The following is a 17302-nucleotide window of genomic DNA, read 5'->3' on the forward strand; positions in this document are numbered from 1 at the left end:
TCCCCCTAAGGACTTTAGTTCTAGCTATCACAATCTGCTCCAACAACTATCGCTGAATGATCATGCCGATCACTGGCATGGGGATCAGCATCATTCAGCGGGCTGCCAACTGACTTCCCAGGCACCTCCGTCCCCCGCACTGTTTACTGCAGAACGTTCGTTCTTCGCTCCCTTCAACAGTGCAGAAAAAACCCGCTCCTTTTCTCTGGAAACCCCCACCAAAAAGCTGACCCGGGCTCCGCCGGCCTTTATCTGATGTCATCAATAAACCAGAAAACCTATTTATCAGATAAGTGCCTCTACGAGTGACATTATGCAAACTTTTACTAAACTGGCTGCCGGTATTGCCTGCGGAGTCCTGTCCCTGACTGTTTATTCCGCAAATGGAGAGCAGCGTCACGTTGACGCCCATGTTCACGGACAGGGTGAACTGAACTTTGCAGTCGAAGGTTCTGAAATTCACCTGGAACTGAAAATGCCTGCCAATGATGTGCTGGGCTTCGAGACCATTACTACCGATAAACAACGCCACCAGCTCCATGAAGCTCTGGAAAAGCTGGAAGCCGCCAGCCTCTGGAGCATGACCCCTGCCGCTTCCTGCAAACTGGTTAGCGCCAAAGCTACCTCAAGCTCTGTTGATCACGATCATGGTCGTGAAAAAGCTCATAACGACGATCACGGACATCATGAAAAAGATCATAACAGGCATGATCACCACGATGAGCACGCATCTCATGGCCATGATGATGAGCACGATCATCACGGTGAGCATGCCTCTGATGACCATCATGATGACCATCACGGTGAACACAACCATGAAGAGCATGAGAGCGAAAGCGGGCATATGGATATCTCAGCTACGTACGTCTTTGAATGTGGCAATGCCAATCAGCTGAACACCATCAGCACCTCAATCTTTGAAACATTCGAGCGCAGCGAATCCTTAAGTGTTCAGGGCTTCACCCAAAAAGGTCAGATGGCTGCCGAAATGACCAAGAGCAAGCCAGAGGTTCGCTTCTAAGATGACTGACTCCCGCTCTCACGTTATTGAACTCACAGCTGTTGAGTTCAGCTGGAAAGCAGGAATACCTGTTCTGGATATTCCTGAACTGACTGTATCCAGAGGCGAAAAGGTCTTTGTCCGCGGCCCATCGGGTTCCGGCAAAACCACACTACTGGGACTGCTCGGCGGCGTCATTACACCGGAGCGGGGACAGGTCAACGTGCTGGGGAACGACATTAGTCGTTTTTCCCCGGTGCAGCGCGATCGCTTCCGTGCTGATCATATTGGCTTTATCTTCCAGATGTTCAATCTGATTCCCTATCTCTCTGTAATAGAGAACGTCACTCTGTCTTTGGGCTTTGCCAAAAAGCGCAAAAGCAATCTCGACAGTATTGCTGGCAGTGAGCAGGACGAAGCAAGACGTCTTCTTAAACATCTGGAACTGGACGAATCCATACTGCATCGTCCCGCTACAGAACTGAGTATCGGACAGCAACAGCGAGTTGCCGCCGCCAGAGCTTTGATTGGCAAGCCTGATCTGATCATCGCCGACGAGCCTACTTCAGCACTTGACACAGATACCCGGGAAGCCTTCATCAATCTGCTGTTCGCAGAATGTGAAACAGTAGGCAACACCCTGCTATTCGTCAGCCACGACCGTAGCCTTGAATCGTTATTTGATCGCAGCATTGTGCTCAATGAAATTAACCGGGCCAGCAAAGTCAAAGAGGTGGACTGATGTCGATTTTAAGCCTGGCTTTAAAGAGCCTTAAAAACCGAAAAACAACCGCCTTGCTGACTATATTTTCTATTGCTGTCAGCGTAGCCCTGCTATTGGGGGTTGAACGTATCAGGGTCGAAGCCAAAAACAGCTTTACCAACACCGTATCAGGTACGGATTTGATTGTGGGAGCCAGAAGCAGCTCTATCAATCTTCTGTTGTATTCTGTTTTCCACATTGGCAATGCCACCAACAATATCTCCTGGGAGACTTATCAGGATCTGACGTCTGCCCCGGATGTTGCCTGGTCTGTTCCCATTTCCCTGGGTGACTCCCACCATGGCTATCGGGTCGTGGGCACCTCCCACGACATGTTCAGTCATTTTCGATACGGCGATGATGAATCACTGCAACTGTCCGAGGGCCAACCTTTCAATGCCTTATACGACGCTGTACTTGGATCTGAAGTCGCTGCCAGCCTTGGCTATGAAGTCGGTGACAGCATTGTTCTGAGCCATGGCATAGAAAGTAAGAGTCTGCTGCCTCACGATGATAAGCCTTTTAAGGTTTCCGGCATTCTCAAGCCAACGGGCACGCCCACGGACAGAGTAATTCTAATCTCTCTTGAGGGGATCGAAGCCCTGCATATCGACTGGGTAAGTGGTGCACCACCCATTGCCGCATTCTCGGTGTCCGCTGCAGAGGCACAGGCCATGAATCTGCAGCCCGCCAGTGTTACCGCCTATTTCGTTGGCCTGAAATCCCGTATTGCCGCTTTCCGATACCAGAGGAAAGTCAATGAATACCGGCAGGAAGCCATGACCGCCATTCTGCCCGGTGTTGCTCTTCAGGAGCTCTGGCAACTGGTTGGCACCGCAGAAAAGGCACTGCTGGCGGTTTCCATCATGGTGGTCCTGGCAGGTCTGATGGGCATGCTGACTACGATTCTCACTTCTCTTAATGAAAGGCGCCGGGAGATGGCCATTCTCCGCTCAGTTGGCGCAAGGCCGATCCATATCTTCACGCTAATGATCACTGAATCTGTCGTTTATGCGGTGTCAGGAACCCTTCTGGGCTTCCTTATACTCTATGGACTGCTTTTCGCTATTCAGCCCGTTGTGCAACAGATGCTGGGGCTGCACCTGGCCATCAGTGCTCCGGGCACCTTTGAATGGTCATTGGCCGGAATGATCATTGTCTGCGCCATTGTTTTGGGCATAATCCCGGCCTGGCGCGCCTACAAAAACTCTCTTGCCGATGGCCTGACCATAAGAGTCTAAAATGGATATCATCATGAAAACAGGAAAATCCCTGATACTGACAACGCTGCTGGCCCTGCTGCCAGTCACCACCGTTCAGGCCAAGCCGGTGGAAAAGCCTGCAACCCAAGCAGAAGTCATAGAGATCACCTGGGACGAGCTGATGCCTGCACCGGATCAAAAAGTCGTTGACAGTTATCAGGCCGGAGAGATGAGCAAAGATGATGTCATCGCCTATCTGGATAATCTGGGCAAGACGCCCGTTGCAAGACTGGACAAACGCACGGTAAAAATACCCGGATACCTCGTGCCACTTAACCTCGACAAAAACCAGAGAGCGACGGAGCTGTTGCTGGTACCAACCAGGGGTGCCTGCATCCACGTACCAGCACCACCGCCTAACCAGACCATTTATGTAAAATTCAAGAATAAAGAAAAAGGCATCAAAGTTGAGGAAGCGGGCTTAATCCCGTATTGGCTGGTTGGAACCCTGCACGTTGAGACCACTCACTCAGAGTACACTGAAACCCTTTACTCCATAACTGTTGACTCGCTGGAAGTCTATAAATAAGGCGAACTGTTTCAGTTAAAAATCTTTATTGATCAAAACATGGATGTTCTTAAACGACGCAGTAACTACCAGGCCTGCTGGTTAGGTACTTACTTCACAACAAAGGACTTAACAGCTGAAAAAGACTCTCCAGAAACCGTCTGGTGACAGACCTTCGGCTCCATAGAGACAAACGAACACGCTCGGAGTTCTGCATGTACTGATCCAGAAGCGTCGCCATGGTTTGGCTGAAGGCTCTGTCATAGATGATCATGGTCACTTCATAATTCAGCCAGACGCTGCGCATATCCAGATTTACAGTACCAAAAAGAATGGTCGATCGGTCCACCAGAACACACTTGGTATGCAGCAATCCTCCCTTGAACTGCAATATTTTCACCCCTGCGTTTAACAGGTCTTCGTAATAGGAGCGACTGGCATAGTGAACCATTCTGGAGTCATTTCTGCGAGGAACCAGTAACTGAACGTCCACCCCTCTCATGGCCGCTGACTTCAGGGCTGTCAGCAATGATTCGTCCGGAACAAAATAAGGTGTAGATATCAGCAGCTCTTCCTTACTTTCGTAAATTGCGGTAAGCAAAACCTGATGGAGCCTTTCCCGGTTGATACCCGGTCCTGATGGCAGTACGTGAACATCAGCACCGGTGTAACTGTCAAGACAGGAAGGTGGAAACTCGTAGGTAGCATTAAACGACGAATGTTTTTCACCCGTTTCAAGCGCTTTATCCCAATGAGCAATCACTGCCATAACGTGTGCGGGTATACCTTCTACCCTGACCATGGCGTCGATCCATTGTCCGACATTAGCCTTCTGACGAAAATGAACAGGATCGACCAGGTTAAAGCTGCCACTCCAAGCAATTTCATCATCAATCACGAGAATTTTGCGATGGTTGCGAATATCAAGGCGCTCAAACAGCATCCTTAAAAGACCAACCGGCATGGACCCGGTAACACTGATGCCCTCCAGACGGAAACGTCTTGCCCACTCACTTCGAAGAAACTGACGACTGCCCACTGCATCAAGTATTACCATACAGTCAACACCCCTTCGTGAAGCTCTGATCAGAGCCTCTGCCAGAACCTTGATTCGCCCCTTGGGCTCACAGATGTAAAACTCCAGTACAATGCTGCATCTGGCTTTCTCTATGTCCTGTAACAGGCCATGAAGAATGGTATCGGTTTCATGAAACAGCTGAAGCTTGCTACAAGGCAGCACTGGAATACCCAGGGTCTGCTCCGCCAGCTTGTAGATCCCTGTATGAGGAGTATTGGAGGGATACTCAAGCTGCCGCTGGGTAATCACTCTCGAAAGGTGGCTAGACCACTGTTCGTAGTCAGGATACAGACTCTCCAGACGTCGGAGCCTTCTTCTCCCAAGGCGCCTTGAGCCAAACAGCAGGTAAAAGAAAAAACCGGCTACCGGCAGAATGAACAGCAACAGTACCCAGGCCAGAGTCACGCCTACCGGCCTGCGCTGCATAATAATGTGAATTCCGAAGGCGATGATCAGGGCAAGATAGATTCCCCCAAACAATGCATTGAGCCAGCTGTTGTCCATTCAAATATCTGAGTGACGTTATTCTTCACAAACAGTTATAAGACTCCAGGGCGAGGAGCCTGCAGGACTATCTATAATAACGCTAAACCGTCACTTTCGCAGAAAAAACGTCAAAACAGCAAATGTCCGTATTCGTCCCACATGAGTTTGCCGGTCATAACCAGTGAAATAACGACGATCATGGGACGAATAATCTGCTGACCACGCTTCACAACCATTCTCGATCCCAGTCTGGCGCCGATGAACTGACCTATCAGCATGATTCCCCCTACGGCCCAGACAACCTGACCACCCAATATAAAGAACAGCAGGGAAGCCACATTACTGGTACAGTTCAGAACCTTGGTATGAGCCGTCGCCATTGTCAGGGAATAACCAAGGAGGCTGATAAAGGCTATGGCGAAGAAAGAGCCCGTGCCCGGGCCGAAGAAGCCATCATAAAAGCCGACTCCCAACCCTGCTGAACAGGCAAAAGCGGTCAGGCTCATTCTGGCAGAAGAAGCTTTAGTATTTCGGACACTGGGGGAGAGAATAAAGTAAGCAGCTATACCCAATAACAGGAAGGGAATAATCTGCTTCAAAACCGAAGCATCAATCAACTGAACCAGAATCGTGCCTGCGGCACTGCCAACAAAGGTCATGAAAATGGCAAAACGCATTTCCCTGAGATTCACCAACCCTCTTCGAATAAAATAAACACTGGCAGAGAAAGAGCCGCCTGTTGACTGTAATTTATTGGTCGCCAGAGCCTGTGCCGGAGAAAGCCCCACCGCCAGAAGCGCGGGGACTGTAATCAATCCGCCGCCGCCTGCAATGGAGTCAACAAAACCAGCCAGAATCGCAACAAAAAACAGCAATAACCCCCAATCAAGAGTAAATACAAAATCCAAAACAGGCCTCAACTTTATGATGCGTCAGGTCTTTGTCGTCCAGCAAATAACCCAAACGTTTTTTCTTTAATGACGAAATGTCTTTTTTTATTGGATCGAATCCAAACACGAATGAGATTATCTTGATGTTTTGAGTGCCTGGCTATCCGCAATGACAACAGATAAACATTCACACAAATAACTTCATGCTCAGAACAGCATCTGCGCCCCCCCCGAAGATCACCTTCCTGATCAAATCAAGTTGGGTATTACTTACACATTGAGGTTTTAAAAGTCACTGAAACGAAAAAGCCCAACCTGTTTCAGTCGGGCTTCAGAGAAATGGCTGGGGTGGAGGGATTCGAACCCCCGCATGGCAGGATCAAAACCTGCTGCCTTACCGCTTGGCGACACCCCAACAGTACGAAATGCTTTTAAGTTGTGGACATTCCGTGGATACTTTCGACTTTACGTTAGTATTCGCTTACTTGCAAACCCTTCAGTAATGGTAGCTAGGGGCAGATTCGAACTGCCGACCCCAGCATTATGAGTGCTGTGCTCTAACCAACTGAGCTACCTAGCCATTTTTATGGCTGGGGTGGAGGGATTCGAACCCCCGCATGGCAGGATCAAAACCTGCTGCCTTACCGCTTGGCTACACCCCAGCAAATACGAAATGTTTTATAGGATATGGACATTCCGTGTACACTTTCGACCCTACGTTAGCAGTCGCCTGCCTGCAAGCTCCTGAATATGGTAGCTAGGGGCAGACTCGAACTGCCGACCCCAGCATTATGAGTGCTGTGCTCTAACCAACTGAGCTACCTAGCCGCCGAAAGATGGTGCGCATTTTCAGGATTTAACGCTGTCCTGTCAACTGTTTAAGCGGCTTTTTTAGGAACTTTCAGAAAACCCCTACCCCTGTTTCGTATTTCTGCGGGTACTGGCATGCGCCTTATTCAAAGCCTTATTATTTTTTCAGAACGGACTGTTAATGCTTCTATTAATACCATCCCGGATAAGAGCAATAATGACTCTCCAGAAGTGAATGACCCGGAATTAAAAAGGATAGGGCTATCTGGTCAGACAACCCCAATTGCATCAGACATTGAAACGGAAATGCATAACATCGCCATCTTTGACGATGTAATCCTTGCCTTCCACTCTCAGACGACCTGCTTCCTTGGCACCCTGTTCACCGTTGTACTGAACAAACTCATCGTAAGCCGTCACTTCCGCACGAATGAACCCACGCTCAAAGTCAGTGTGAATCACACCTGCAGCCTGAGGCGCCGTCGCACCGATCTTCACAGTCCAGGCACGCACTTCTTTAACTCCGGCAGTGAAATACGTCTGCAGTCCAAGAAGTTCATACCCCCCCCTGATCACACGATCCAGACCTGGCTCTTCCATACCCAGATCGGCCAGAAATTCATCCCGCTCTTCATCTTCGAGCTCAGCAATCTCAGCTTCCAGCTTGTTGCAGACTGTCACCACGACAGAACCCTCGCTCCTGGCGATGTCACGAACAACGTCCAGATAAGGGTTATCTTCAAAACCATCTTCATCGACGTTGGCAATGTACATGGTGGGCTTTGTCGTCAGAAGATGGAATGTTTTGGTCAGCTTCTGCTCTTCATCGGTCATTGCCATGGATCGAACAGGGTGGCCTTCTTCCAGATGGGGAACAATTCTTTCCAGCAGGACTTTCTGGGCCTTGGCATCCTTGTCGCCGCTTTTGGCGACACGAGTGACTCGCTGCAGCTGTTTTTCACAGCTTTCCAGATCCGCCATGGCCAGCTCGATATTGATAATGCCGATATCCGCCGCCGGATCAATCTTATTGGCCACATGAATAACATTATCATTCTCAAAACAACGTACTACGTGGGCGATAGCATCAGTCTCACGAATATTGGCCAGGAATTTGTTGCCCAGACCTTCACCCTTGGAGGCACCTTCTACCAGGCCGGCAATATCGACAAATTCCATGGTCGTGGGCAACACACGCTGAGGCTTAACAATCTCAGCCAGCTTATTCAGACGCGGATCGGGCATGGCCACGACACCCGAATTTGGCTCGATAGTACAGAAAGGGAAGTTCTCTGCATCAATCCCTGCCTTGGTCAAAGCATTGAACAGTGTTGATTTGCCGACGTTGGGCAGACCAACGATGCCACATTTAAAGCCCATAAAAAGTTACCAGGGGAAATTCAATAAAAATTTGGGACAGGATTATAAAGCCCGACCTGAATTGACACCAGTATTATGCCCGACTGCTCTTTCCGGATTTATACTGACTCACAGCAGAATGCTTTCCCTACCGGCAGAACAACACCCGGCAGGTTAGCCAGACAACCCTGAAGAGAGCTTTAAAAAAAACCGCAGCCTTGAATCCAAACAACTGTTTCCGCAGTATAGTTACGCAATAGCAGGCCGGAGTCTGGCTCCTGCGACCACATAAGCGAAATTAAAATCAAAGAATAATGACAAGCTACGAACCAAGTCTGATAAAAAAGGCAACATTGATACTTGTGTGCAAAAAGCCCGCCTTACACCAGGGAAAACAACGCCTTGCTGCTGACATGGGAACAGAACAGGCTCTGACGGTTGCTCAGCACCTGCTAGCCTGTGCACTGGAAGATTTATCAGAGTGGCCAGGCCAGAAAGTTATTGCTCCCTCTCATGAAAGCGACTATGACTGGGCCAGTCAGCTTCTGAAGGGCGACGACAACCTGGTAGTACCCCAGGGCTCTGGCAACCTCGGTGAGAGACTGAACCACATCGACAATGAGCTGAGACTTCAGGGAAAAGAAAACCTCATCTATATTGGCAGTGACTGTCCGACACTCAGCCTCAAAGACCTCTCTGACACGGCACAAAAGCTCAAGACCTATGACACAGTATTCAGCAAGGCCAGTGATGGCGGCGTCACCATCATGGCCAACCGAACTCATTGGCCTGACCTTTCAAAGCTGCCCTGGAGCACAGGCTCTCTGGGAGTGTCACTGACGAGTCTTTGTCGTCAATCCCGCTTATCCGTCGGCTACGCTCCTTCTGGCCAGGATGTTGATCATTTAAAAGATTTGCTCGGAGTGCTCCCCGAACTGAATCGTGATAATCGACCTGCCCGAAGGGCTCTGTCAAAACATATTCAATCTATTTTCAAGCAAGGAAAAACCTCTCATGCATGAAACAGTACAGAATTACTATGGCAAGACTCTGCAAGGCAGCGATGACCTGCAGACCAATGCCTGCTGCACCGATACAACCATGCCACGCCACCTGAAAAGTGCCCTTGCCAATATTCATGACGAGGTTCTGAGCCATTACTATGGCTGTGGACTGGTCTGCCCTGAGCAGTTGCAAGGCGCCAGAATACTCGACCTTGGTTCCGGATCAGGTCGTGACTGTTATGCCCTGGCTCAAATGGTCGGAGAAAAGGGTTATGTCGTCGGTGTCGACATGACAGACGAACAGCTTGCGATTGCCAACCGACATGTCGAATACCACCGGGAAAAATTCGGCTATGCAAAAGCCAACACCGAATTCCACAAAGGCTATATTGAAAAACTGGATCAACTGAACCTGGAAGAAAACAGCTTCGACATGATCATTTCAAACTGCGTGATCAACCTTTCTCCGGACAAGGAAGCAGTGTTGAGAGAAGCCTGGCGTCTGCTGAAACCAGGCGGTGAACTTTACTTCTCTGACGTCTATTCTGATCGCCGCATTCCTGCTGAACTGGTCGATGATCCGGTGCTTTACGGAGAGTGTCTCAGCGGTGCCCTCTACTGGAATGACTTTTTGAATCTGGCCAAAAAGGCCGGTTTCACTGACCCCAGACTGGTGGAAGATAAACCTGTCACTATCAATAACCGTAAGATTGAAGCTCAGGTCGGTGATATCCGGTTTTTCTCGGCGACTTATCGATTGTTCAAACTGCCAGAGCTGGAAAGTCATTGCGAGGACTATGGACAGGCTGTGATCTATAAAGGCACGATTGATCACCATCCCAACACTTTCAATCTGGATGGGCACCACCCTATTACCAAAGGCAAGGTTTTCCCGGTTTGCGGTAACACCTGGAGAATGCTGCACGATACAAGATTCCGTGAACACTTCGAGTTCATTGGTAACTTCAGCACCCATTATGGCATTTTTGATGGCTGCGGAACCTCGCTGCCCTTCTCATCTTCCACCCATGAAAACAAAGGAAGTGATGGCTCATGTTGCTGACAGGAACACCTCCAGACACTAAAAGCCAGGATTGGCACTTTACGCCTGATGGCAGCCCCAGAGGTTATATCAAACCTCATCAACTGAAAGAACTCTGGTTTCATACCGGAACCCGTTGCAACCTTTCCTGCAGCTTCTGTCTGGAGGGTTCAAGTCCGGCCAGCAAGAGGCTGGACGCCCCGACTCTGACAGAAGTAAAACCCTACATTGATGAATCACTTGAACTGGGGGTTGAACAATTCTCTTTTACGGGAGGAGAGCCTTTTGTCATTAAAGACATTATCCGAATCCTGGACTATGCCTCCCAGCATCGCCCCTGCCTGGTTCTGACTAATGGCACGACCCCCATGATCAAAAGGCTTGATGAGCTGACTCGTTTGAGCAGTAACCCTTACCCCATATCCCTGAGAGTCAGCCTGGATCATCCAAACGCTGAACAACATGACGCAGGACGAGGTGAAGACAGCTTTGCCATCGCTCTTTCAGGACTGAAACTACTGCATGAAAATGGCTTTAACATCTCCGTCGCCAGACATATGGAAAAAGACGAAAACACGGCAGTGGTTGAACAGGCCTTCAGAGATCTTTTTGAACTGAACGGTTTGCCCATCAACCTGAAACAGGTGGCCTTTCCGGATTTCCTGCCTCCCGGTTCTTTACCGGATGTTCCCCACGTCAGCACAGACTGTATGACCCGCTATCAGACAGAAGAAAGTCGTCGTCAGTTTATGTGCGCGTTTTCCAAAATGATGGTCAAACAAAACGGGCAGATGCAGGTTTACGCCTGCACACTGGTGGATGACGATACTGAGTACAACCTTGGCAAGAGTTTACGGACGAGCCTGAGTGAAACCATCAGTATGAAACACCACCGTTGCTACAGCTGTTTTGCTTTTGGCTCTTCCTGCAGCGAACTCTGATTGTCTGCTCAATAACAGGAGATTTTGATGGCTAAAACCCGGATACTGTTCCTCTGCACTGGCAACTCCTGTCGCAGCCAGATGGCGGAAGGCTGGGCCAAAAACCTGCTCCCTTCAGGTTATGAAGCATTTTCCGCAGGCATTGAAGCCCACGGGCTCAACCCATCTGCAGTCAGGGTCATGCAGGAAGCTGGCGTTGATATCAGCCGACAGCAGTCGCAAACCCTCGATGATCTGGGTCAGGAAGATTTTGACTTTATTATCACCGTTTGTGATCACGCCCACAAAACCTGTCCAACACCCAGACAGGGGCAGATCATTCTCAAGTGTTTTGATGACCCTCCCCGGCTGGCTGAATCGGTGAAAACAGAAGAAGAATCATTAACAATCTATCGTCGTGTAAGAGACGAGATCAGAGCATGGGTCAATCAGCTTCCCAGCCTGATCCAACAGATGTCTGATGAAAAACACAATGAAAAGGAAACCCAATGCTGGCAGTGATTGGTGGAACAGGCATCTACAGCCTGGATGGACTTGAAGTATTAAATGAGCAGACGATTGAAACACCTTATGGCCCTCACTCAGGTCCAATAACAACAGGTCTTTTTAATCAACAAAAGCTGTTGTTCTTGCCCAGACATGGAAGCGGCCACCAACTTCTGCCTCATGAAATCAATTATCGGGCCAACATCTGGGCATTAAAAAGTCTGGGTGCGACCCGGGTGATAGGCCTTTCTGCGGTTGGCAGTCTGCAGGAGGAGATTGCGCCGGGCGAATTATCGCTGGTCAGTCAGTACTTCGACTTCGTAAAAGGACACCGGGAAAAAAGCTTTTTTGGTAACGGTCTTATCGCTCATGTCTCCACCGCAATACCAAGCTGTCATCAGCAATCAGAACAACTGCTCAATGCTGCTAACCTGGCAGAAATAGGACTGCATACAGATAAAACCTATGCCTGCGTTGACGGTCCCAGGCTGGGTAGCCGTGCAGAGAGTCTGTTCCTGAAAAACGCCGCTCAGTGCGATGTTGTCGGCATGACAAATGTGCCTGAAGCGTTTCTGGCACGGGAAGCTCAGCTTTGTTACACAACAATCGCTATTGCCACTGATTACGATTGCTGGAAAGATGACCCTTCAGCCCACGCCAGCGTTGAGCAGATCATTGCCAGATACGGCAAAAGCCTGACACTGGCTAAAGCGTTGTTAGGGCAATATCTGAAACAGCAGGAAGAAACACCCCATGACAGCACTTATTGCCAGTGCAGGAGCGCACTGAAATCAGCAGTACTCTCTCCTGAGAACAAGCTTGGCCAGAAGCAGAAAGCATTGCTGCAAGTGCTGCAAAGATAATTATGCCCAGCCTATCTGTAATCGTGCCACTGGGCCCTGGTGAGACGCAGTGGCCGACGCTTCTTGAACAATTGAGTCTTCTTCCCGCAGGCAACGAGGTGATCCTGGTTGGCTATGACGACGATCAGCGGCCTGCCAATCTGGATCAGCTTCCGGACCCTTTGCTTCACCTCAGGTGGATTTGGTGTACTGCAGAACAGGGACGTGCCTGCCAGCTCAATGCAGGTGCAGAGAAAGCTACAGGGAATCACCTCTGGTTTCTGCATGCAGACACAGTATTGGACAAAAAGAACATCCAAAGCTTACTGAATGCCATTGCTCAATATCCCAGACACTTGCTCTACTTTGATCTCTGGTTTTACGACAAAGACACTTGCTGGTTATCCATCAACGAATGGGGAGCCAGATTCCGCTCCGATATTCTGGGATGCCCCTATGGTGATCAAGGGTTTTGCATCAGCCGGACACAATTTTTCGACCTCAAGGGTTATCCCACCGACACTTTCTACGGTGAAGATCATGCATTTGTCTGGAAAGCCCGGCAAAACAGGATCCTCCTCCACTCCTGTGGCACCAGACTGGGTACCAGTGCGAGAAAGTATCACGATAAAGGCTGGCTAAAGCTGACCCTGAAATACCAGCATCTCTGGCTAAAACAGGCGACACCGGAATTTTTTAAATGGCTCAGGGTAAAACTGGACAGAGGAAGGGTCTGAATAGATTCATTAACCTGACTGGTCAGATTTGGCTTATGTACTAGGCTTGACTGATCATAGCCCTAACAAAAGCCATCAGACGAATGCCCAACAAAAGCAAAACTGTAGCCGTCATCTGCGGCGGCCTGTCTCCCGAAGCCGATGTATCCAGACTCTCCGCAAGCCGAATCACCCCCTGTCTGGAAGAACATTATGGCAGAGCCATCCACCTGGAACTCGACGAAACCCTTCCGGAACAACTCGTAGCCCAACAGGTTGACGTTGCCTTCCCGGTCGCCCACGGTCCCTATGGTGAAGATGGCCGCCTGCAGGGTCTTCTGGATATTATGGGCGTTCCTTACGTAGGTTCCGGAGCCCTGGCAAGTGCCTGCTCTCTGGATAAGGTGGTTACCAAACGTTTGCTTCAGCCTGTCGGCATCACAATGGCCAGAGACAGAGTCGTCTATCGCAGCGAAAACTATGAAGATGCTACTCTCGACTGTATCGAATCCCTTGGGCATAAAGTCATCATCAAGCCGCCTGGTCAGGGTTCCGGTATTGGCATCCAGTTTGCCATGGGTTATGAAGACCTTTTCAGCAAGCTGAAAGCCGGCCTGCAAATGGATGAAAAACTATTGGTTGAAGAGTTTGTTGCCGGACGCGAAATCACTGCCGGTATCCTCCACCTGGATGACTACCAGATCCTGCCTGTTACCGAAATTACCACACCAGACGGTGCCTGGTATGACTATATTCACCGCTATACACCCGGTCTTAGTGATCATGTGACTCCCGCCAGAATCTCGGATGAGCAGTATCTAAAAGTTCAGCAGATTGCACTGAAGGCACACCAGATTCTGGGCTGTCAGGACCTGAGTCGCTCTGACTTTATCGTTCCTGAATCAGGAGAGCCAGTCTTTGCAGAACTCAACAACCTGCCGGGAATGACCCCAACCAGCCTGTTTCCGGACGGTGCCAGACATGCAGGAATACCCTTTGATACCCTGATCTGCAAACTGGTGGATCAGGCTTTGAAACGGGGAGAAAGCATTCGCAAAAGAAGAGAGTACTGGCCAATCCCGAAACTGAATATCAGGCCATCGTGAAGTCAGGCTTTAAAGGTATGTAACTCTTGAACGGCCTTGGCACGAGCACCATTAAAGGCCTCGGGGGAGATGCGGATGGCTTCGTCAATCACCGAGTCGATCTTCAGTCGATCCGACACGGAGGGCTTGTTCAGCACATAATTAATCACTTCCTTGCTCTGACCCGGATGACCAATCCCCAGACGCAAACGCAGAAAGTCCCTGTTATTTCCCAGCGCTGAAATAATGTCCCGAAGGCCGTTGTGTCCGCCGTGGCCACCGCCCTGTTTCAGGCGACCAATACCCGCTGGCAAGTCCAACTCATCGTGAACAACAAGAATAGATTGAGGGGGAATCTTGAAGAAGGTACTGATAGCACCCACCGCCTGACCACTGCGATTCATGAAGGTGGTCGGGTTTAGCAGACGGACATCCTCTCCAGCGATGGTAATGCGGGCAGTCAGACCAAAGAATTTTTTCTCGGGTTGCAGGCTGACGCCGTAGGCTCGAGCTAACTGCTCCACATACCAGAATCCGGCATTATGGCGAGTATCATCGTATTGAGCACCGGGGTTGCCGAGTCCGACAACCAGCCTGATCGAGTGATCCTTCGCCATAATATCCTCCATAGCCCTGACCTGCGTTAACAGCGCGGGGCCATAAAAAAAGCTGATTACTCTTCGCCGCCTTCTTCTTCAGAGGCTGCTTCTTCAGCTTCTTCTTCTTTGCCACCACGGGTAGTCTGAACAGATGCAACATCCAGATCATGACCTTCGCCCTGCAGCAAAGCAACCAGTTCAACACCCTCAGGCACGGTCAGGTCGGTCAGGTGAATATGACCACCCAGCTCGACATTAGCCATATCGACTTCGATGAACTCAGGCAGATCAGCAGGCAGACATTTAACTTCTACTTCAACACGAGCGTGAGTGATAGCGCCACCGGCTTTGACACCGACACAGCTATCTTCGTTCAGGAAGTGCAGTGGGATGTGCGTGGTGACCGCGTGAGCAGCGTCAACGCGCAGGAAGTCCAGGTGCATAGCATAGTCTTTTGCAGGGTGACGCTGAAGATCCTTCAGAATAACCTGCTGGGAAGCGCCTTCTACATCCAGGGTAACGATCTGGGAGTAGAAAGATTCAGATTCCAGTGCCTTACGAATAGCACGTGCTTCCAAAGTAATTTGAGCAGGTTCCTGCTCACCGCCGTAAATAACGGCAGGTACCAGTTCTGCACGACGCAGGCGGCGGCTCGCACCTTTCCCTACGTCCTTGCGTGCAACAGCGCTCAGAGCGATAGCTTCAGACATTTTCTTTCTCCAGAGGAATACCCCAATATCTTGCGACCAGATATCGGGGGCTTTAACAAAGGCGCCATATCATACCGGCAATCGGGGCAATTGCAAAAAAAAGTTTGGGTTTTACAGCAAGTCACCAACATCCTCATCAAAAATGCGAATAGCCTCTGTAAAACAACCCTGCGACGAGTGGTGTCGCTTGCAAACCTGAAAACAAGGATTGATATTTCCGTGACACTCCCCGCCTTGTCAGGCGAGGCTTCTGACTTCACGGGCTACAGCCAGCCTGTAGCGACTGGACTTACACAGAAGCCTCCATCAGCAGTAACCGGGTGCCCCTCGGTTATTTTGTTGGTCTTTTGTTTGATTTGTTGAGTATCTATACGGTTCCAGTCGATGCGTTGCAATAACGACTTTCGAAAGTCTTCTAGCCCAACAAGCAGCTAACTCTGCTATGGATTTTTTTTAACAGTGCTTGGTTTTCGTCACCGTGAGTCCCTGCATAGGGACAGACCGACAGAGAATATAGCCAGCTACGTACAAACACGCAAGCGGAACGCTCTGCGTTCCCGTCTTATATCTCCGCCCGATTGGGCGAAGGTTTACGACGATTTTGCTAAATGTCAGCCGGAGTGGTAAATGACAGCTACTATGTTAACCGCGAAAGAAAACCATAAGCGGACATGGGGAAGCCAATGCAGCTCAGCGTTAACATCCGTAACCTTTCAACTCGCTCCCATACTAATGCATCGGAGTGCGGTCGGCCCACGATAACCGCAGGCTTGCCTCGGGGTAGTTCATTCGCCAGATTTTTCGGTGTAGCCTGTGTTCTTTTAACGTTTATCTGTATTCAGGCTTATGCGGAGGATTTGTCGCTGACACTCCCGGACAGTGCCTACAAAGGAGATAATATCTCATACAGCCTTTACTGCGGTTTGGATGAGTCGATCCAGCTCGATCTGAAAATCGGTGATCACTGCGTATTTTCTTTTGACTGCTCTAACAGTCGGGATGGCCGATGCAATGTGAGCCTGATGCAAAGAGAAGGTTATAATTGCGCAGCATTATCAATCGATCATCGCTATTACCCTGTTTATAAAACGAAAAAGATTAATTCTGACTATTCACAAGTCAGCTGTGTCTCTGGAGATGGTTGTTCAAATAATAAGTGTCTGAGATGCACGTATGCGCAGGCTTATTGTTCTATCCCTAATGAAGTGGGCTGCCCCAAAAAGAAATGCCCTAAAGGACACTGTGTCATCAAAACGGTTGATTATATTGCTCATAGTCACATCAGCTTTGATTTTACGATGCCAGAAGGCTCTGTGACGCTGAGCAACTTCCATTGCAAAAAAAATACAGGTTCGAGCAGGACAAAAATCGAAAACTTTGTCATAGAGGACAGTTCTTCCAGCACAATAACCGGGATCAATATCAGTTGTGGCGAAAAAGGCAACCCTGTATTGAAATGGCAAAAGATTGATCCTGCTAATATTGGATTTATTTCAGTGGATCTTCCAGGGCAAGTCGATTCATTGATAAGGCCTGCCAGTGAAACCGAGTTGCAAATTCTTGATTTCATAGAAAGCCGATCTCTGTCAAGTGGTTTGATCAAGCTAAAAACCATCTTCTTTACACGAGAAGGCAAAAGATATGGTAAAGAAGCAAGCGTATTCTTTAATGCAGGCTCCTGTCATTAAACTGGATCACTTCGAGTGGCTACGTTAAAGGCG

17 protein-coding genes and 4 tRNA genes are annotated in these 17302 nt (G+C 49.4%); 12 read left to right on the forward strand and 9 right to left on the reverse strand.

The window, feature by feature from the left end; translation table 11 throughout:
- Positions 1-313 precede the first annotated feature (313 nt).
- Genes ACO6VG_RS24980 through ACO6VG_RS24995 form a run of 4 tightly spaced genes read left to right on the forward strand, consistent with a single transcriptional unit; the run spans position 314 to position 3554 of the window.
- Entirely contained in the window at positions 314-1021 is a 708-nt protein-coding gene (locus ACO6VG_RS24980) for a ZrgA family zinc uptake protein (protein ID WP_422138663.1), read from the forward strand.
- Position 1022: 1 nt separating this feature from the next.
- Positions 1023-1742, forward strand: a complete 720-nt coding sequence (locus ACO6VG_RS24985; protein ID WP_422138664.1) for an ABC transporter ATP-binding protein — start codon at positions 1023-1025, stop codon at positions 1740-1742.
- Positions 1742-3004 (forward strand): ABC transporter permease, encoded by a 1263-nt coding sequence (locus ACO6VG_RS24990; protein ID WP_422138665.1) that lies wholly within the window; start codon positions 1742-1744, stop codon positions 3002-3004. Before ACO6VG_RS24985 ends, ACO6VG_RS24990 begins: the two co-directional genes overlap by 1 nt.
- 1 nt (position 3005) lies before the next feature.
- Positions 3006-3554: a DUF3299 domain-containing protein gene (locus tag ACO6VG_RS24995; protein ID WP_422138666.1), complete on the forward strand. Its 549-nt coding sequence runs from the start codon at positions 3006-3008 to the stop codon at positions 3552-3554.
- Between the two features lie 94 nt (positions 3555-3648).
- Here the strand turns inward: ACO6VG_RS24995 and cls are convergent, their stop codons facing one another.
- The 7 genes from cls to ychF form a co-directional block, all read right to left on the reverse strand.
- The gene (gene cls, locus ACO6VG_RS25000) at positions 3649-5115 is read right to left on the reverse strand and encodes a cardiolipin synthase (RefSeq protein ID WP_422134802.1); all 1467 of its coding nucleotides are present in this window, start codon (positions 5113-5115) and stop codon (positions 3649-3651) included.
- 110 nt (positions 5116-5225) lie between these two features.
- Positions 5226-6005 carry a TSUP family transporter gene (locus ACO6VG_RS25005; protein ID WP_422134803.1) on the reverse strand — a complete coding sequence of 260 codons (780 nt, stop codon included), beginning with the start codon at positions 6003-6005 and terminating at the stop codon, positions 5226-5228.
- 322 nt (positions 6006-6327) lie between these two features.
- Positions 6328-6402 (reverse strand) — tRNA-Gln (locus ACO6VG_RS25010).
- Between the two features lie 88 nt (positions 6403-6490).
- Positions 6491-6567, reverse strand: a tRNA-Met gene (locus tag ACO6VG_RS25015).
- Positions 6568-6574: 7 nt separating this feature from the next.
- Positions 6575-6649 (reverse strand) — tRNA-Gln (locus ACO6VG_RS25020).
- Between the two features lie 89 nt (positions 6650-6738).
- Positions 6739-6815 (reverse strand) — tRNA-Met (locus ACO6VG_RS25025).
- 270 nt (positions 6816-7085) lie between these two features.
- A complete protein-coding gene (ychF, locus tag ACO6VG_RS25030; protein WP_422134804.1) occupies positions 7086-8177 on the reverse strand; it encodes a redox-regulated ATPase YchF in 1092 nt (363 codons plus the stop codon).
- Positions 8178-8470: 293 nt separating this feature from the next.
- Here ychF and ACO6VG_RS25035 point away from each other — a divergent pair, with 293 nt between their 5' ends.
- From ACO6VG_RS25035 to ACO6VG_RS25065, 7 genes are all read left to right on the forward strand, one after another.
- On the forward strand, positions 8471-9178 hold the full coding sequence (locus tag ACO6VG_RS25035) for a TIGR04282 family arsenosugar biosynthesis glycosyltransferase (protein ID WP_422476145.1): 708 nt from the start codon (positions 8471-8473) through the stop codon (positions 9176-9178).
- Positions 9171-10223: a methyltransferase domain-containing protein gene (locus ACO6VG_RS25040; protein WP_422476147.1), complete on the forward strand. Its 1053-nt coding sequence runs from the start codon at positions 9171-9173 to the stop codon at positions 10221-10223. Before ACO6VG_RS25035 ends, ACO6VG_RS25040 begins: the two co-directional genes overlap by 8 nt.
- Positions 10214-11143, forward strand: a complete 930-nt coding sequence (locus ACO6VG_RS25045) for a radical SAM protein (RefSeq protein ID WP_422476149.1) — start codon at positions 10214-10216, stop codon at positions 11141-11143. Before ACO6VG_RS25040 ends, ACO6VG_RS25045 begins: the two co-directional genes overlap by 10 nt.
- A gap of 27 nt (positions 11144-11170) precedes the next feature.
- Complete coding sequence (locus ACO6VG_RS25050; protein WP_422476151.1) at positions 11171-11644, forward strand: arsenate reductase ArsC; 474 nt, start codon at positions 11171-11173, stop codon at positions 11642-11644.
- Positions 11632-12492 (forward strand): MTAP family purine nucleoside phosphorylase, encoded by an 861-nt coding sequence (locus ACO6VG_RS25055; protein WP_422476153.1) that lies wholly within the window; start codon positions 11632-11634, stop codon positions 12490-12492. Before ACO6VG_RS25050 ends, ACO6VG_RS25055 begins: the two co-directional genes overlap by 13 nt.
- 2 nt (positions 12493-12494) lie before the next feature.
- A complete protein-coding gene (locus tag ACO6VG_RS25060) occupies positions 12495-13208 on the forward strand; it encodes a glycosyltransferase (RefSeq protein WP_422476155.1) in 714 nt (237 codons plus the stop codon).
- An 83-nt stretch (positions 13209-13291) separates the two neighbouring features.
- Positions 13292-14293, forward strand: coding sequence for a D-alanine--D-alanine ligase family protein (locus ACO6VG_RS25065; protein ID WP_422476157.1), 1002 nt, complete (start codon positions 13292-13294; stop codon positions 14291-14293).
- A 2-nt stretch (positions 14294-14295) separates the two neighbouring features.
- Here the strand turns inward: ACO6VG_RS25065 and pth are convergent, their stop codons facing one another.
- Both pth and ACO6VG_RS25075 read right to left on the reverse strand, forming a co-directional pair.
- Positions 14296-14889, reverse strand: a complete 594-nt coding sequence (gene pth / locus ACO6VG_RS25070; RefSeq protein ID WP_422409702.1) for an aminoacyl-tRNA hydrolase — start codon at positions 14887-14889, stop codon at positions 14296-14298.
- A gap of 56 nt (positions 14890-14945) precedes the next feature.
- The gene (locus tag ACO6VG_RS25075) at positions 14946-15581 is read right to left on the reverse strand and encodes a 50S ribosomal protein L25/general stress protein Ctc (protein ID WP_422134813.1); all 636 of its coding nucleotides are present in this window, start codon (positions 15579-15581) and stop codon (positions 14946-14948) included.
- 1022 nt (positions 15582-16603) lie between these two features.
- Here ACO6VG_RS25075 and ACO6VG_RS25080 point away from each other — a divergent pair.
- Positions 16604-17269, forward strand: a complete 666-nt coding sequence (locus tag ACO6VG_RS25080; RefSeq protein ID WP_422134814.1) for a hypothetical protein — start codon at positions 16604-16606, stop codon at positions 17267-17269.
- The last annotated feature ends 33 nt before the right edge of the window (positions 17270-17302 follow it).

The organism is Endozoicomonas sp. ALB032 (assembly GCF_049310125.1).
In the GTDB taxonomy this organism is placed as follows: Bacteria; Pseudomonadota; Gammaproteobacteria; order Pseudomonadales; family Endozoicomonadaceae; genus Endozoicomonas_A.

Bases quoted from the DNA above. Each gene is read 5' to 3' on its own strand.
- ACO6VG_RS24980 (WP_422138663.1), top strand. From the start codon at position 314: ATGCAAACTTTTACTAAACTGGCTGCCGGTATTGCCTGCGGAGTCCTG.
- ACO6VG_RS24985 (WP_422138664.1), top strand. From the start codon at position 1,023: ATGACTGACTCCCGCTCTCACGTTATTGAACTCACAGCTGTTGAGTTC.
- ACO6VG_RS24990 (WP_422138665.1), top strand. From the start codon at position 1,742: ATGTCGATTTTAAGCCTGGCTTTAAAGAGCCTTAAAAACCGAAAAACA.
- ACO6VG_RS24995 (WP_422138666.1), top strand. From the start codon at position 3,006: ATGGATATCATCATGAAAACAGGAAAATCCCTGATACTGACAACGCTG.
- cls (WP_422134802.1), bottom strand. From the start codon at position 5,115: ATGGACAACAGCTGGCTCAATGCATTGTTTGGGGGAATCTATCTTGCC.
- ychF (WP_422134804.1), bottom strand. From the start codon at position 8,177: ATGGGCTTTAAATGTGGCATCGTTGGTCTGCCCAACGTCGGCAAATCA.
- ACO6VG_RS25035 (WP_422476145.1), top strand. From the start codon at position 8,471: ATGACAAGCTACGAACCAAGTCTGATAAAAAAGGCAACATTGATACTT.
- ACO6VG_RS25040 (WP_422476147.1), top strand. From the start codon at position 9,171: ATGCATGAAACAGTACAGAATTACTATGGCAAGACTCTGCAAGGCAGC.
- ACO6VG_RS25045 (WP_422476149.1), top strand. From the start codon at position 10,214: ATGTTGCTGACAGGAACACCTCCAGACACTAAAAGCCAGGATTGGCAC.
- ACO6VG_RS25050 (WP_422476151.1), top strand. From the start codon at position 11,171: ATGGCTAAAACCCGGATACTGTTCCTCTGCACTGGCAACTCCTGTCGC.
- ACO6VG_RS25055 (WP_422476153.1), top strand. From the start codon at position 11,632: ATGCTGGCAGTGATTGGTGGAACAGGCATCTACAGCCTGGATGGACTT.
- ACO6VG_RS25060 (WP_422476155.1), top strand. From the start codon at position 12,495: ATGCCCAGCCTATCTGTAATCGTGCCACTGGGCCCTGGTGAGACGCAG.
- ACO6VG_RS25065 (WP_422476157.1), top strand. From the start codon at position 13,292: ATGCCCAACAAAAGCAAAACTGTAGCCGTCATCTGCGGCGGCCTGTCT.
- pth (WP_422409702.1), bottom strand. From the start codon at position 14,889: ATGGCGAAGGATCACTCGATCAGGCTGGTTGTCGGACTCGGCAACCCC.
- ACO6VG_RS25075 (WP_422134813.1), bottom strand. From the start codon at position 15,581: ATGTCTGAAGCTATCGCTCTGAGCGCTGTTGCACGCAAGGACGTAGGG.
- ACO6VG_RS25080 (WP_422134814.1), top strand. From the start codon at position 16,604: ATGCAAAGAGAAGGTTATAATTGCGCAGCATTATCAATCGATCATCGC.